This window comes from Nocardia sp. BMG111209, assembly GCF_000381925.1.
Classification (GTDB): Bacteria; Actinomycetota; Actinomycetes; order Mycobacteriales; family Mycobacteriaceae; genus Nocardia.
In genome coordinates this window covers 1,468,240-1,482,833 of record NZ_KB907309.1, presented here as the reverse complement: position 1 = coordinate 1,482,833, position 14,594 = coordinate 1,468,240, and the positions used below count along the sequence as shown (strand labels likewise).

The following is a 14,594-nucleotide window of genomic DNA, read 5'->3' as shown; positions in this document are numbered from 1 at the left end:
ATGCCCGAGCAGCAGCCGGCGAACCGGCCCGACCCCGAACCCGACCTGCCCCCCACGCAGGCCGGATACCGCGACCGGGAATCCGCCTCGCCCCCAGCAGAATCCGCCGCTGCGGCACCGGAACCTGCGGCGGACCGATCCGACACCGAACCCGACGTGGCTCCTACTCAGGCCGGATACCGCGAACCGGAATCCGCTTCACCCCCGGCAGAACCCGCCGGGGCGGCACCGGAACCCACACCGCCGAACCGGTCCGACGCCGAACCCGACCTACCTCCCACCCAGGCCGGGCACCGTGAACAGGAATCCATCTCGCCCCCAGCGGAATCCGCCGGGGCGGCACCGGAACCTGCGGCGGCCGCGGCCGGCGATCGGCCCGGCGCCGAGCCGGAGGCCACTCGCGCCGGGTATCGCGAAAGGGAGGAGGACGCGTCCGGACCGGAACCGACGGCGGCCGCGCTGCCGCCGAGCGGGATCGCTGTCCGGCCGGAGCCCGGGGCGGACAGTGCCGGATTGCCCGCGACGCGGGCCGGGTACGGCGAAAGTGGCCGCGGCTCCGGGCATTTCGGTACCGGGCCCGATACTTCGCCGGATCATTCTGCGGCACAGGTCGATTCGGGTGGGCTCGGGTCGGGGCGCAGTTGGGCGACGCGGTCGCGGCCGACGTTGTTGCGGCTGGGTGCGGGGCTGGTGGAGATCCCCGTCGTACCGCCGGTCGATCCACCCAGCGCCGTCCTGACCGAACCGAGCGTGGCCGAGCACCGCCGGTTCTGCTGGCGCTGCGGCAAACCCGTCGGGCGGGGTGCGGACGGTACCGTCGGTGTCTGCGGAACCTGCGGCGCGCCTTACGATTTCCGGCCCTATCTGCGGCCCGGGGATATGGTCGTGAATCAGTACGAGGTGCAGGGCTGCATCGCGCACGGCGGGCTGGGCTGGATCTACCTCGCGATCGACCGCAACGTCGACAACCGGTGGGTGGTGCTGAAGGGCCTGCTGCACAGCGGTGACGCGGCTGCGCAGGCGGTGGCCGCCTCCGAACGCCGGTACCTGGCCGAGCTGGCTCATCCCAGCATCGTCAAGATCTACAACTTCGTCGAGCACCCGAATCCCGAGGGCGCGGTGATCGGCTATCTGGTGATGGAATACGTCGGCGGCCGCTCGCTGCGCGAACTGCTCGACAACTATCGGAAACCGGAGCGGATGCCGGTGGCCCAGGCGATCGCCTATCTGCTGGAGATCATGCCCGCGCTGGAGTACCTGCATTCGCTGGGGCTGGCGTACAACGACCTCAAGCCCGACAACATCATGGTCACCGAGGACCAGGTGAAACTGATCGACCTGGGCGCCACCTCACCGTTCGAATCCTACGGAAATCTGTACGGCACCAGAGGTTTCCAGGCGCCGGAGATCTCGCGGACCGGACCGACGGTGGCGACCGACATCTACACCGCGGGCCGCACGCTGGCGGCGCTGACGGTGAACCTGCCCACCGACAGGGGCCGCTACCTCGAGGGACTGCCCGACCCGGCCGACGAGCCGACGCTGGCCCGGTACGAGTTCTTCCACCGCCTGTTGCTGCGGGCCACCGATCCGGATCCGAAACGCCGTTTCCCCTCCGCGCTCGCGATGGCCGGACAGCTCGAGGGGGTGCTGCGCGAGGTGCTGGCCGCCGACACTGGCATCGAACATCCCCAGTTGTCCACCGTGTTCAGTCCGATGCGCAGCAGTTTCGGCACCCTGGAACTGGTCGGGCAGACCGACTCCTACCGGGACGGTATCGCGCGCGACACCACGCTGGGCCGGCACGAGGTGGCCGCGGCCCTGCCGGTGCCGCTGCTCGACGGTTCGGATCCGTCGGCGGCGCTGTTGTCGGGCACCGCGCATCCGGAGCCGGAACAGGCACTGGACGCGGTGCGGATCGCGCGGCGCCGGGCGGCGGATCTGCCCGGCGGGGTGCCGAGCACCTTCGCCACCGAGAGCACCCTCGCCGAATCCCGCATCGAACTGACCCTGGACCGGCCTATGCTGGCCCGGGAGTTGTTGAGCCGCTTGGATTCCGGCGACTGGCGGGTCGCCTGGTATCTCGGGGTCGCGGAACTGCTGGAACAGAACTACGAGGGGGCCTATGCCCGCTTCGACGAGGTCCTCGGCGCCCTGCCCGGCGAGATCGCCCCGCGTCTCGCGCTCGCCGCGACCGCGGAACTCGTCCTGCGGCACGGGGATCCGGCCGACCCGCAGCGGTGGAGCGCGGCCGCCGAGAAGTACTACGCCACCGTCCGGCGCACCGACCGGGGCATCATCAGCGCGGCCTTCGGCCTGGCCCGGCGGCTGGCCGCGGCCAATCGGGTCGCCGAGGGGGTGGCCGCGCTCGACGAGGTTCCGCTGGCCTCCCGGCACTACACCGAGGCGCGGATGACCGGCGTGCTGATGATGCTCGCCGGGGCGGCCCCGGCCGACCTCGACGAGTACACCCTGCGGGTGGCCGCCGCCCGGATCCGCGCGCTGCCCACCGGCGAACCACGCGCGGGCCAGATGCGGCTGCTGGTGCTCGGCACGGCCCTGGCCTGGCTGCAGGCGGGCCGAACCCCGCGCGAGACCGGCGCCACCCTGTTCGGGGCCCCCTTCACCGAGCGCGGCATCCGGCAGAGCACCGAATCTGGCCTGCGCGAGCTGGCTCGATCCGCACCGATCCGCGCGCACCGCTACGCGCTGGTCGACCTGGCGAATCTGACGCGCGCCAAGTCGTGGTTCTGATTCAGCCCACCAGCGCGGCCGCCGCGCGAGCGATCGCCAGCTCCTCGTCGGTCGGGACCACGAGTACCGCCACGGACCCACCCTCCGGCGAAATAAGCCGGGCCGCACGGCTTTTCGCGGTATTGCGGAGGGAATCCACGGCGATGCCGAAGGTTTCGAGTCCGCGCAGGGCATCCGCGCGCACGGCCGGGCTGTTCTCGCCGACGCCGGCGGTGAAGGTGATGGCGTCCGCGCCGCCCAGTTCGATCAGATAGGCGCCGATATAGCGGCGCAGCCGATGCACGTAGACGTCGTAGGCCAGCCGGGCCCGCCGGTCGCCGGATTCGATCGCGGCCTGCAACGCCCGGAAGTCGTTCATGCCGGACAGTCCCGCCAGGCCCGAATTCCGGTTCAGCATCGTATAACTGGCCTCGACGTCCATATCGGCGGTACGGGCCAGATGGGCGATGATCCCGGGATCGATATCGCCGGACCGGGTGCCCATCACCAGGCCCTCCAGCGGGGTCAGCCCCATGCTGGTGTCCACCGCGCGGCCGCCGCGGATCGCCGAGGCGGAGGCGCCGTTGCCCAGGTGCAGCACGATCTGGCGCAGCGACGCCGGATCCCGGCCGAGCACCTCGGCGACCCGGCCGGAGACGTACTCGTGCGAGGTGCCGTGGAAGCCGTAGCGCCGGATCCCGTGTGCCGCGGCGATATCCGCGTCGATGGCATAGGTCTTGGCGGCGTCCGGCAGGCCGTGGAAGAACGCGGTGTCGAACACCGCCACCTGCGGGACGTCCGGCAGCAGTGCGCGGGCGTACCGGATCCCCGCGACATTCGGCGGATTGTGCAGCGGCGCCAGGGTGGACAGCTCGTCGATGGCCGCGACCACCGCGTCGGTGATCACGGTCGGCCGATAGAAGATCTCCCCGCCGTGCACGACGCGATGGCCGACGGCGCGCAGTCCGGCGGTCGCGAGATCGGTTCCGTCGCGGGCGAACAGCTCGAACGCCAGCCGGAGTCCGGTGCCGTGGTCCGGGATCGGGCCGCGATGTTCCAGAGTGCCTCGCGCGCCGTGGTGTTCGATGGTGACGGCGTCGCCGCCGACCGGCTCGCCGATCCGCGACACCTGACCGGACGCACGCACCTCGGCCGAATCCGGCTCCAGCAGTTGATATTTGATCGAGGACGACCCGGTGTTGAGCACCAGGACACAGTGCGTGGCACTCACCGGGTCACCGTGCGCCGCACTCATACCGGCTGCTCCGATCCGGCCTGGATGGCCGTGATGGCGATGGTGTTCACGATATCGGTGACCAGTGCGCCCCGGGAGAGATCGTTGACAGGTTTGCGCAGCCCCTGCAGTACCGGCCCGACCGCCACCGCCCCGGCGCTGCGCTGCACCGCCTTGTAGGTGTTGTTGCCGGTGTTCAGATCCGGGAAGACGAAGACCGTGGCGTGCCCGGCCACCGCCGAGGCCGGCAGTTTCTGCCGGGCGACGATCGGGTCGATCGCGGCGTCGTACTGGATCGGGCCCTCCACCAGCAGTTCCGGGGCCCGGTCGTGGACCAGCCGGGTCGCGCTGCGCACCCGGTCGACATCGGCGCCGCTGCCGGAATCACCGGTGGAGTAGGACAGCATCGCCACCCGCGGCTCGATCCCGAACCGGGCGGCGGTGTGCGCGGAGGAGATCGCGATATCGGCGAGCTGGGTATCGGTGGGATCCGGCACCACCGCGCAGTCGCCGTAGGCGAGCACCCGATCGGCGAGGCACATGAGGAAGACGCTGGACACCGTCGACACCCCCGGCTGCGTCTTGATGATCTGCAACGCGGGCCGGATGGTGTGCGCCGTGGTGTGCGCGGCCCCGGACACCATGCCGTCGGCCAGGCCGTCCTGCACCATCATGGTGCCGAAGAAGGAGATGTCGGCGACGATCTCGCGCGCCCGGTCCGGGGTCATCCCCTTGTGCTCACGCAGTTTCGTGTACTCCTCGGCGAATCGCTCGCGCAGCTCGGAGGTGCGCGGATCCAGTACCGAGGCGGCCGCGATGTCGACGCCGAGTTCGGCGGCCCGGCTGCGGACGGTGGCCTCGTCGCCGAGGATCAGCAGATCGGCGATGCCGCGCTGCAACACCCGACCGGCCGCGCGCAGGATCCGATCGTCGTCGCCCTCGGGCAGCACGATCCGGCGCCGATCCGCGCGCGCCCACTCGACCAGGCGGTATTCGAACATCTGCGGGGTGGTCACCGCGGACTGCGCGGGAACGGCGATGAGCTCCACCAACTTCCGGCCGTCCACCCGCTGTTCCATCAGCGCCAGCGCGGTGTCGACCTTGCGGACGCTGGACAGCGACACCCGGCCGCGGGTGCGGGCGGCCGCCGCCGCGGTGTCGTAGGTGCCGAGTTCGGTCTCCAGGATCGGCAGCTTCGGTTTCAGGCCCTGGATCAGCCGGGCGATCGCGGGGTCCGGCGCCAGCCCGCCGTTCATGATGATGCCGGACAGCGACGGGAATCCTTCCGCCTCATGGGCGTTCACCAGGGCCAGCAGCGCGTCGGAACGGTCGCCGGGCACGATGACGGCCACCGAATCGGTCAGCCGTTCCAGGATGTGCTCGGCGGTCATGCCGCCGACCATGACGCTCAGCGCCTCCCGTTGCAGCAGTTCGGGATCGCCGGAGTAGAGGGTGCCGTCGATCGCGCGGCACAGCTCGGCCATGGTGGGCGCGGTCAGCAGCGGCACCTCGGGCAGGGTCCAGACCGGGACGCCGAGCGGGGCCACCGCCGCGGCCACCTCGTCGAGCCGCTTCGGATCGCACCGGTTGACCACGATCGCCGACAGCCCGGCGTGCTCGGCGGCGAGTTCGCCCCGGCACAGCTCGGCGACCTGTTCGATCTCCGCCGGATCGCGGCCGGAACCGCGCAGTACCAGCAGTACCGGCGCCCCGAGATTCACCGCGATCCGCGCGTTGTAGCGCAGTTCGCTGGGGGCGGCGACGTCGGTGTAGTCGGTGCCCACCACGACCACCGCGTCGCACTGATCGGCCACCGCGTGGAACCGGGCCACGATCTCGCCGATCGCGGCGTCGGGATCGGCGTGCATCTGCTCGTAGGAGACCCCGACGGCCTGCTCGTATCCGATATCGGCGGTGCAGTACTCGAGCAGCAGTTCGACGATGTAGTCCGGTTCGCGCGCGGAGCGCGTGATGGGCCGGAAAACCCCGACCCGGGGCGTGGTGGCGGACAGCAGCTGCAGAACGCCCAGCGCCACCGTGGATTTGCCGGTGTCGCCCTCGAGTGAGGCGATGTACACAGTGGACGGTGCGCGGTCGGCCATGCGCCCGAGCTTAATGATCATCGCGGGCGGGGCGCAGGATTGCCATCTCGCTTGCACGAACATATTATTCGTACGCATATAAATCGTAGGCAACGAAACCATCTGCGACAGGATTGCAATGGCACCCCTCTCCGGCACTCCGGAAATCGGCACCTTCCTGCCCACCTCGACTCCCGATCCGGACCGGCCCGTCCTGGGCGATATTCCCGCCGCCGCGCGGTACGCCGAGACCGTGGGGCTCGATTCGATCTGGGCCGCGGATCACCTGCTCCCCACCGCTCCGATCCTGGACAGCACCGTGGCGCTGGCCGCGGCCGCCGCGGTCACCGAGCGGATCGGCATCGGGTACGGCGTGCTGCTCGCGGCGCTGCGCCCGGTGGCCTGGGCCGCCAAGCAGGCCGCCGGCCTGCAGCACGTGTCCGGCGACCGGCTGCGACTGGGCGTCGGCACCGGCAATCCCGCGCACGGTGACATCGGCTGGCGGGCCGCGGGAGTCTCCTTCGCCGACCGCGGCGCCCGCACCGACGAGGCGCTGCGACTACTGCCGGACCTGATCGCGGGCCGGACCGCCACCCTGCTCGACGGTACCGCCGCGGCCCTGTCCCCCGGCGCCACCGTGCCGCCGATCCTGATCGCGGGCAACGGAACTCGCGCGCTCCGGCGCACCGCGGCCTACGGCGACGGCTGGATCTCCCTCGGCAACTCCGACGCCGAGCTGGCCACCGCCCGGAACCGGCTGACCGAACTCGCCGCGGAACACGGCCGCCCGGCGCCCGGCCTGACCGTGATGCAGGCACCGCCGGATACCGTCACCGCGCTCGCCGATCGGCTCGCCGCGCTGGCCGAACTCGGCGCCGAGCGCGTCCTGGTTCTGCCTCCGAACGGAAATTGGCGCGCCGCATACGAATTCATCGCCGAGGCGAAGGCCGCCGCCGGACGGTGATGTGAGCCGGGTCCGGACGTCACGCTAGGATCGGCACACATGGCAGGACAATTTCCCGACCGGACCTGGGGCTCGCGAACGAATGTGCTGGCCCGGCTGGCGAGTCCGATCGCGGCGACCAAGGCCGGGTCCGCGGTCGTCAAGGTCCTCACCCCACTCGACCGGAAAGTGTTGGAGCGCAGCGCCGGACGTTACACCCTGCTGGGCCCGATCGGCGCGCCGATCCTGCTGCTCACCACCACCGGCCGGCACTCGGGACAGCAGCACACCACCCCGCTGCTGTTCGTGCACGACGGCGACGTGCTCTACGTGGTCGGCAGCAATTTCGGCGGTGACCGGCATCCGGACTGGACGGCCAATCTGCTGTCCTATCCGATCGCGACCGTCACCATCTCCGGGAACTACCTGGCGGTGCACGCCGATCCCGTCACCGATGTGACCGAGCGCGAGGAGGTCTTCGACCGGTTCATCGAGATCAGCGACGCGTACGACGCCTATCGCGACCGCACCGACCGCACCATGCGGATGTTCGCGCTGCGCCAGTTGTGAATCCGGTGGCCCGGCCGTGCCGGACCACCGGAATCCGCTACAGCGCGCGCAACCGCGGCGCGAGATCGCGGGCGAACAGATCGAGAAAGCGCCGCTGATCCTGACCGGGGGCGTGGAACACCAGGTGATTCAGGCCCGCGTCCACATACGGCTTGATCAACTCGACCGTCCGGTCCGGATCGCTGGCGACGATCCAGCGCTTGGCGATCTGCTCGATCGGCAGCGCGTCGGCGGCGGCCTCCATCTCGATCGGGTCGGTGATGCTGTGCTTCTGCTCGGCGGTCAGCGACAGCGGCGCCCAGAACCGCGTGTTCTCCAGCGCCAGATCGGGATCGGTGTCGTAGGAGATCTTGATCTCGATCATCCGGTCGATATCGGCGAGGGTCCGGCCGGCCTTCGCCGCACCCTCCTCGACGCCGGGCATCAGCTTCTCGGTGTACAGGTCCATACCCTTGCCCGAGGTGCAGATGAATCCGTCGCCGGCCCGACCGGCGTACTTGGCCACCAGCGGACCGCCGGCGGCGACGTAGATCGGGATGCCGTCCTTCGGCACGTCGTAGATGGAGGCGCCGACGGTGTGGTAGTACTCGCCGTCGAAGTCGACCCGGTCGCCGGTCCACAGCGCCCGCATCAGATCCACGGATTCGCGCAGCCGGGCGAACCGCTCCTTGAACTCCGGCCAGTCGCCCTTGTAGCCGGTCGCGATCTCGTTGAGCGCCTCACCGGTGCCCACGCCCAGCATGATGCGCTCCGGGTACAGGCAGCCCATGGTCGCGAACGCCTGCGCGATCACGGCCGGGTTGTACCGGAAGGTCGGGGTGAGCACCGAGGTGCCCAGCTGGATCCGCTGCGTCCGCTCGCCCACCGCCGTCATCCAGGACAGCGAGAAGGGTGCGTGCCCGCCGTTGTGCCGCCACGGCTGGAAGTGATCGCTGACCGTGGCACTGTCCAGACCGTGCTCCTCGGCGGCCACGCCGAGCTCGACGAGCTCGCGGGGGCCGAATTGTTCCGCCGACGCCTTGTAGCCGAGCTTGAGATCAGTCACGCGGGGACTCCTGTCCACTTCGATGTCGTTGCCGCAACCCACCCGTGTGCAGCGTCGCGGTGTCACACCGCATTCCGCCGCGCACGGGATTCACCCTCGACCATAACCAGCGACCTGTCCGTTATGTGCGGATGGTCGGTCGAGGCCACCGACGCTGCGCGTCCGAGACCATCGACGCTGCGCGTCCGAGACCATCCACCCCCGCCCGCGCGCGCTCGCGGCGGCGGGCAGAGAATCGAACGGTGACGGCAGACGACGAACCGATCCTGTCCTACCTGACCGACATGGACGGCGTGCTGGTGCACGAGGACCATCCGATTCCCGGCGCCGACAAGTTCCTGGCGGAACTGCAGGCCAACGGCGTCCCGTTCCTGGTCCTCACCAACAACTCGATTCGCACGCCGCGCGATCTGCAGGCCCGGCTGCGGCACTCCGGCCTCGACATTCCCCAGGAGGCGATCTGGACCTCCGCGCTGGCGACGGCCACCTTCCTCGACGATCAGCGGCCCGGCGGCACCGCATATGTGGTCGGCGAGTCCGGCCTCACCACCGCGCTGCACGAGATCGGCTACGTACTCACCGACAGCGATCCGGACTATGTGGTGCTCGGCGAGACCCGCACGTATTCCTTCGAGGCCATCACCACCGCGATCCGCCTGGTCGACCGCGGCGCCCGCTTCATCGCGACCAATCCGGACGCGACCGGACCGTCGCGCGAGGGCCTGCTGCCCGCGACCGGTTCGGTGGCGGCGCTGATCACCCGGGCCACCGGGCGCGAACCGTACTACGTCGGCAAGCCGAATCCGCTGATGATGCGATCGGCGTTGCGCCGCATCGGCGCTCATTCGCAGTCCACGGTGATGATCGGCGACCGGATGGACACCGATGTGATCGCCGGGCTGGAGGCGGGGATGCGGACGATCCTGGTGATGTCGGGCATCTCCACCCGCGCCTCGTTCGAACAGTTCCCCTACCGCCCCACGGTGGTGCTGGATTCGGTGGCCGATCTGGTCGGCCGCACCTCGAATCCGTTCGCCGGCTGAGGGATTCGGTGGCGTCCGCCGGACGCGAACGCCACCGGTACCGGCTCAGCCCAGCGCGTGATCCAGATCGCCGAGCAGATCGTCGATATCCTCCAGGCCCACCGAGATCCGCAGCACGCCGTCCGTGATCCCCACGGCCGCACGGCCTTCCGCACCCATCGCGCGATGCGTGGTGGTCGCCGGATGGGTGATGAGGGTCTTGGAATCACCGAGGTTGTTCGAGATGTCCACGATGCGAAGGCGATTGAGCACCTCGAAGGCGCGCTTCTTGCCCTCGTCCGGATTGGCCGCCAGTTCGAAGGTGACGACCGTACCGCCGCCGCTCATCTGACTGCGCGCCAGATCGTACTGCGGATGTGACTGCAGGAACGGGTATTTCGTCCAGGACACGGCCGGATGCTGTTCCAGGAACTCCGCGATCCGCAGCGCCGAGGTGGCCGACTGCATCACGCGCAGCGGCATCGTCTCCAGGCCCTTGAGCAGCGTCCACGCGTTGAAGGGGCTCAGCGCCGGACCGGTGTGCCGCATGAGGTTCTTGACCGGGCCGTCGATGTAGTCCTTCGCACCGAGGATGGCCCCGCCGAGCACCCGGCCCTGACCGTCGATGTGCTTGGTGCCGGAGTACACCACCACATCCGCACCCAGCGGCAGGCTGCGCTGCAACAGCGGGGTCGCGAAGACGTTGTCCAGCACCACCTTCGCGCCCGCGGCGTGCGACAGTTCGGTGACCCGGCGCACATCGACCAGGGTCTGCATCGGATTGGACGGGGTCTCGAAGAACACCGCGGTGGTCGGCACCGACAGCGCCTGCTCCCACTGGTCCAGATCCTCACCGTCGACGAAGACGGTCTCCACACCCCAGCGCGGCAGGATCTCGTTGCACACCACGAAACAGGAGCCGAACAGGCTGCGCGCGGCCACCAGCCGATCGCCCGCGGCGAGCAGCGCGGCCAGTGCGGTGAACACCGCCGACATGCCGCTGGCGGTGGCGAAACAGGCCTCGGCGCCCTCGAGCAGGCGCAGCCGCTCCTCGAACATCGCGACCGTCGGATTGCCGTAGCGGGAGTAGACGAAGTGCTCGACGTCGCCGGTGAACGCGGCCTCGGCCGCCTCGGCGCTCTCGTAGACGAATCCGGACGACAGATACAGCGCCTCGGAGGTCTCCTCGAAACCGGAGCGCCGCAGTCCACCCCGGACTCCCAGCGTCGCCGGGCCGACACCCGAGGGCAACGGCTTCTCGAACGCTCCACCCGTGATCATGCCTGTCTCCCTTCGGTTTCCGCCGCGATCACGACTGCCGCCACGGCAGTCCATGCGCCCGCCAGCCGGCGGCGCCACGATGGGCCTGCTCGTCCAGCGCGCCCTCGAAACCCTCGAGCACGTTGTAGGACGGGGCGAAGCCGGCCGCGGTGGCCGCCGTCGCCGCGCCGATCGACCGCTGACCGGAACGGCAGAGGAAGACGACCGGGGCATCGCTGCCCTCGGCGCGCCCGGCGAGCGCCTGCTTCAGCTGATCGACGAAGGCCTCGTTGCGCGCGCCACCGAGATCGACCCATTCGATCAGCGCCGTCGGCCGGTCGATCGAGGCGGTGTCGGGCACCCCGACGAACCGCCACTCGGCCTCGGTGCGCACATCCACCAGCACCGCATCCGGGTTGTCCCGCAACAATTCCCACGCCTGCAGTGGGGTGATATCGCCTGCGTAGCTCATCTGTCGAACCTCCTCGAGAATCCGCACTTGCCGCACCGGGAGCCGGTGCGCGGCCAGGTCGTCACCCGGAGCACCCCGCCGCGAAAGAGGGTTGCCGACCAGCGAGCCGGGGCTTGACGCTGGTACTCATGACCTGCAAAGAGATTGCCCGGTGATCGGGTTGCCTGTCAAACTCCGACGGCCTCAATCGCACACGCGCCAGACCCCGCCGGAGCGGGTCAGCGACCAGGTGCCCGACGACTCCTTCCCGTCCACCGAACCGGTCACGGTCACCTTGCCGTGATCGCCGTCGATACTCGGATCGGCGAGCCGGACGAGATCGACCTTCTTCCCCGCGGCGGCGGCGAGCGGCGAACGCGCCGGATCGAATCCGGCACAGGCCGCCGCGGTCAGCTTCGCGGGATCGGCGGCGTTCCAGGCGTCGGCGTAATCGCGCACCGCGGTGGCCATCTTGTCGGAATCTGTGAGGTTTCTCTCGGCGGGCCGGGTCGCCTCGAGGACCACCACGGCCACGAGCACCACCAGGGCGATCGCGAAGGCCGCCAGGAAAGGCAGGGCGGACCGGGTCTTTTCCCGCTGATCGATGACGACGGGTTCCTCGTCGGGCGTGGTCATGGCATTGATCATCCCTGGTCGCCCGGTGTGTCGGGAGTCACGCCCGGCATTTCCCGCCGGGGGCGGGGGAACGGAGGCGATAGCCGTCACCGATAGAATCTTCGGGAACTGGCGGCCGCCGCGGCGCCAACCGGATCCTTGCAGCAACGATGCAGCATCGATGGGATGTCGGGGACGCCGGGGGGAGCCCGTCCGAGCGTCAACTTAGCCTAAGCTAAGAAAGACGGCTGAGACCAGAGTTTCCAACCAGAGGGTGCGCCTGAGAATGACCGAACACAGCGCCGATCGACAGAGTGCGGATCGCCCGTTGCGCATCGCCATCGTGGGTGCCGGACCGGCGGGCATCTATGCCGCCGACGCCTTGATGAAGTCCGATGCCGAGGTGAGCATCGATCTGTACGAGCGGATGCCCGCACCGTTCGGCCTGATCCGCTACGGCGTCGCGCCGGACCATCCGCGGATCAAGGGCATCGTCACCGCGCTGCACAAGGTTCTCGACAAGCCGCAGGTCCGCCTGCTCGGCAACATCGACTACGGCAGCGACATCACCCTCGAGGATCTGCGCAGGTTCTACGACGCGGTCATCTTCTCCACCGGCGCCAACGCCGACCGCGCCCTCCCGATCCAGGGCATCGATCTGGAGGGCTCCTTCGGCGCCGCGGATTTCGTCTCCTGGTACGACGGCCACCCCGACGTCCCCCGCAGCTGGCCCCTGGAGGCCGAGAAGGTCGCCGTCCTCGGCGTCGGCAACGTCGCCCTCGACGTCGCGCGCGTCCTCGCCAAGACCGGTGACGAACTGCTCCCGACGGAGATCCCGCCGAACGTCTACGCGGGCCTGCGCGCCAACAAGGCCCTCGAGGTCCACGTATTCGGCCGCCGCGGTCCCGCGCAGGCCAAGTTCACCCCGCTCGAGCTGCGGGAACTGGACCACTCTCCCAATATCGAGGTCATCGTCGACCCGGAGGACATCGACTACGACGAGGGTTCGGAAGCCGCGCGCCGGCATTCGAAGCAGGCCGATATGGTCTGCAACACCCTCGAGCAGTGGGCCATCCGCGACGTCGGCGCTCGCCCGCACAAGTTGTTCCTGCACTTCTTCGAGAGCCCCGCGGAGATCCTCGGCGACGAGCACGGCAAGGTCGCGGGCCTGCGCACCGAACGCACCGCGCTCGACGGCACCGGCAACGTGAAGGGCACCGGCGAGTTCAACACCTGGGACGTGCAGGCGGTCTACCGCGCCGTCGGCTACCTGTCGCAGAACATCGCCCAGCTGCCGTTCGACGACCAGGCGGGCACCGTCCCGAACGAGGCCGGCCGGGTGCTGGCCGACGAGCACGCCGACGGCGACGGCCGCTACCTGCCCGGCACCTATGTCACCGGCTGGATCAAGCGCGGCCCGGTCGGCCTGATCGGTCACACCAAGGGCGACGCGAACGAGACCATCGCCTGCCTGCTCGACGACGCCCCGAATTTCACCCCCGCCCCGGAACCGGAACCGGACGCGGTGACCGGCTGGCTGGAGAGCAAGGGCATCCCGTTCACCACCTGGGCCGGTTGGTACCGCCTCGACGCCCACGAACGCGCCCTCGGCGAACCGCAGGGCCGCGAGCGGGTGAAGGTCGTCGAACGAGACGAAATGCTCGCGGCGAGCGAACCGCACAAGCGCTGATCACCGGATATCGATAGTCGTCCGGCATCCCCCCGGCGAGTCGCCCGGATCCCCATCCGTCCCCGTCTCGAGGCATGCTGATCACGTGTTCGATGCCCATTTCCACATCGTCGACCCGCGGTTCCCGTTGGTCGTGAACGAGGGCTACCTGCCGCCGCCCTACACCATCGCCGACTATCGAAAGCGCATGGCGCACTTCGATGTCGACGGTGGTGCGGTGGTCAGCGGTTCGTTCCAGGGCACCGATCAGAGCTTCCTGCGGGCGGCGCTGACCGAGCTCGGGCCGGGCTGGGTCGGGGTGACCAATCTGCACCCCGACACCACCGACGAGCAGATCCTGGAACTGCACCGCCACGGCGTGCGGGCGCTGCGATTCAACCTGAAACGCGCCGCCGGCGATATCGTCACCCTGACCCAGCAGGCGCGCCGCGCCTGGGACCTGGTCCGCTGGCATGTCGAGCTCTACATCGACGGATCCACCCTGGGCTCGCTGCAACCGGTGATCAGCAAGCTGCCCGCGCTGTCGGTGGACCACCTGGGCATGTCCGACGAATGCCTGCCCTACCTGCTGAATCTGGTGGATCGCGGCGCCAAGGTGAAGGCGTCCGGCTTCGGCCGGGTGGCGATGAACGTCCCCCGCGCGCTGCGCCGCATCCACGCGGTCAGCCCGCGGGCGCTGATGTTCGGCACCGACCTGCCCGGCATCCGCACCGGCCGCGCCTTCCGCGACTCCGATATCGGCCTGATCGCCGACACCATCGGCACCGATATGTACCGGGTGCTGGACGACAACGCCCGCGCCTTCTATGGTCTGCCGGTCAAGGCGGTGCCCACCGACCCGGCCACCACCACCCGGCCGCTACCGGCCGTCGGCCCGTCCACCCTCCGCCTGCACCGCGACGAACTGCCCTCCGGTGACGACACCCGGCCGCTGCCGATCATCGAGTAAC

General features: G+C 69.6%; 12 protein-coding genes and 1 riboswitch. Of the genes, 6 read left to right on the top strand and 6 right to left on the bottom strand.

Translation table 11 applies throughout. The features are described from left to right. Positions 1–2,754: a tetratricopeptide repeat protein gene (locus G361_RS0137960; RefSeq protein ID WP_019932380.1), complete on the top strand. Its 2,754-nt coding sequence runs from the start codon at positions 1–3 to the stop codon at positions 2,752–2,754. Position 2,755: 1 nt separating this feature from the next. Here G361_RS0137960 and G361_RS0137955 read toward each other — a convergent pair whose 3' ends face one another. After that, positions 2,756–3,988: an acetate kinase gene (locus G361_RS0137955; RefSeq protein ID WP_019932379.1), complete on the bottom strand. Its 1,233-nt coding sequence runs from the start codon at positions 3,986–3,988 to the stop codon at positions 2,756–2,758. Continuing rightward, the gene (gene pta / locus G361_RS0137950) at positions 3,985–6,069 is read right to left on the bottom strand and encodes a phosphate acetyltransferase (RefSeq protein ID WP_019932378.1); all 2,085 of its coding nucleotides are present in this window, start codon (positions 6,067–6,069) and stop codon (positions 3,985–3,987) included. The genes G361_RS0137955 and pta overlap by 4 nt, the downstream gene beginning before the upstream one ends. Before the next feature lie 118 nt (positions 6,070–6,187). Between pta and G361_RS0137945 the strand changes: the two genes are divergently transcribed. Both G361_RS0137945 and G361_RS0137940 read left to right on the top strand, forming a co-directional pair. Then, a complete protein-coding gene (locus tag G361_RS0137945; RefSeq protein WP_019932377.1) occupies positions 6,188–7,012 on the top strand; it encodes an LLM class flavin-dependent oxidoreductase in 825 nt (274 codons plus the stop codon). A 39-nt stretch (positions 7,013–7,051) separates the two neighbouring features. Continuing rightward, entirely contained in the window at positions 7,052–7,561 is a 510-nt protein-coding gene (locus tag G361_RS0137940; protein ID WP_026344001.1) for a nitroreductase/quinone reductase family protein, read from the top strand. Between the two features lie 37 nt (positions 7,562–7,598). Here G361_RS0137940 and fgd read toward each other — a convergent pair whose 3' ends face one another. After that, complete coding sequence (fgd, locus tag G361_RS0137935; RefSeq protein ID WP_019932375.1) at positions 7,599–8,606, bottom strand: glucose-6-phosphate dehydrogenase (coenzyme-F420); 1,008 nt, start codon at positions 8,604–8,606, stop codon at positions 7,599–7,601. Positions 8,607–8,890: 284 nt separating this feature from the next. Here fgd and G361_RS0137930 point away from each other — a divergent pair, with 284 nt between their 5' ends. After that, entirely contained in the window at positions 8,891–9,649 is a 759-nt protein-coding gene (locus G361_RS0137930; protein WP_052173001.1) for an HAD-IIA family hydrolase, read from the top strand. Between the two features lie 45 nt (positions 9,650–9,694). Here G361_RS0137930 and G361_RS0137925 read toward each other — a convergent pair whose 3' ends face one another. From G361_RS0137925 to G361_RS47580, 3 genes are all read right to left on the bottom strand, one after another. Continuing rightward, a complete protein-coding gene (locus tag G361_RS0137925; RefSeq protein WP_019932373.1) occupies positions 9,695–10,909 on the bottom strand; it encodes an O-succinylhomoserine sulfhydrylase in 1,215 nt (404 codons plus the stop codon). Positions 10,910–10,937: 28 nt separating this feature from the next. Then, complete coding sequence (locus G361_RS0137920; RefSeq protein ID WP_019932372.1) at positions 10,938–11,360, bottom strand: rhodanese-like domain-containing protein; 423 nt, start codon at positions 11,358–11,360, stop codon at positions 10,938–10,940. Between the two features lie 18 nt (positions 11,361–11,378). After that, positions 11,379–11,494: riboswitch (SAM riboswitch) on the bottom strand. A 49-nt stretch (positions 11,495–11,543) separates the two neighbouring features. Beyond that, entirely contained in the window at positions 11,544–11,975 is a 432-nt protein-coding gene (locus tag G361_RS47580) for a hypothetical protein (RefSeq protein ID WP_155981987.1), read from the bottom strand. Positions 11,976–12,240: 265 nt separating this feature from the next. On the opposite strand from G361_RS47580, the gene G361_RS0137910 reads away from it, so the two are divergent. Both G361_RS0137910 and G361_RS0137905 read left to right on the top strand, forming a co-directional pair. Further along, positions 12,241–13,644: an FAD-dependent oxidoreductase gene (locus G361_RS0137910; protein WP_019932370.1), complete on the top strand. Its 1,404-nt coding sequence runs from the start codon at positions 12,241–12,243 to the stop codon at positions 13,642–13,644. 85 nt (positions 13,645–13,729) lie between these two features. After that, complete coding sequence (locus tag G361_RS0137905; protein ID WP_019932369.1) at positions 13,730–14,593, top strand: amidohydrolase; 864 nt, start codon at positions 13,730–13,732, stop codon at positions 14,591–14,593. Position 14,594: the final 1 nt, after the last annotated feature.

Bases quoted from the DNA above. Each gene is read 5' to 3' on its own strand.
- G361_RS0137925 (WP_019932373.1), bottom strand. From the start codon at position 10,909: ATGATCACGGGTGGAGCGTTCGAGAAGCCGTTGCCCTCGGGTGTCGGC.
- G361_RS0137960 (WP_019932380.1), top strand. From the start codon at position 1: ATGCCCGAGCAGCAGCCGGCGAACCGGCCCGACCCCGAACCCGACCTG.
- G361_RS47580 (WP_155981987.1), bottom strand. From the start codon at position 11,975: ATGACCACGCCCGACGAGGAACCCGTCGTCATCGATCAGCGGGAAAAG.
- pta (WP_019932378.1), bottom strand. From the start codon at position 6,069: ATGGCCGACCGCGCACCGTCCACTGTGTACATCGCCTCACTCGAGGGC.
- G361_RS0137955 (WP_019932379.1), bottom strand. From the start codon at position 3,988: ATGAGTGCGGCGCACGGTGACCCGGTGAGTGCCACGCACTGTGTCCTG.
- G361_RS0137930 (WP_052173001.1), top strand. From the start codon at position 8,891: ATGGACGGCGTGCTGGTGCACGAGGACCATCCGATTCCCGGCGCCGAC.
- G361_RS0137920 (WP_019932372.1), bottom strand. From the start codon at position 11,360: ATGAGCTACGCAGGCGATATCACCCCACTGCAGGCGTGGGAATTGTTG.
- G361_RS0137945 (WP_019932377.1), top strand. From the start codon at position 6,188: ATGGCACCCCTCTCCGGCACTCCGGAAATCGGCACCTTCCTGCCCACC.
- G361_RS0137910 (WP_019932370.1), top strand. From the start codon at position 12,241: ATGACCGAACACAGCGCCGATCGACAGAGTGCGGATCGCCCGTTGCGC.
- G361_RS0137940 (WP_026344001.1), top strand. From the start codon at position 7,052: ATGGCAGGACAATTTCCCGACCGGACCTGGGGCTCGCGAACGAATGTG.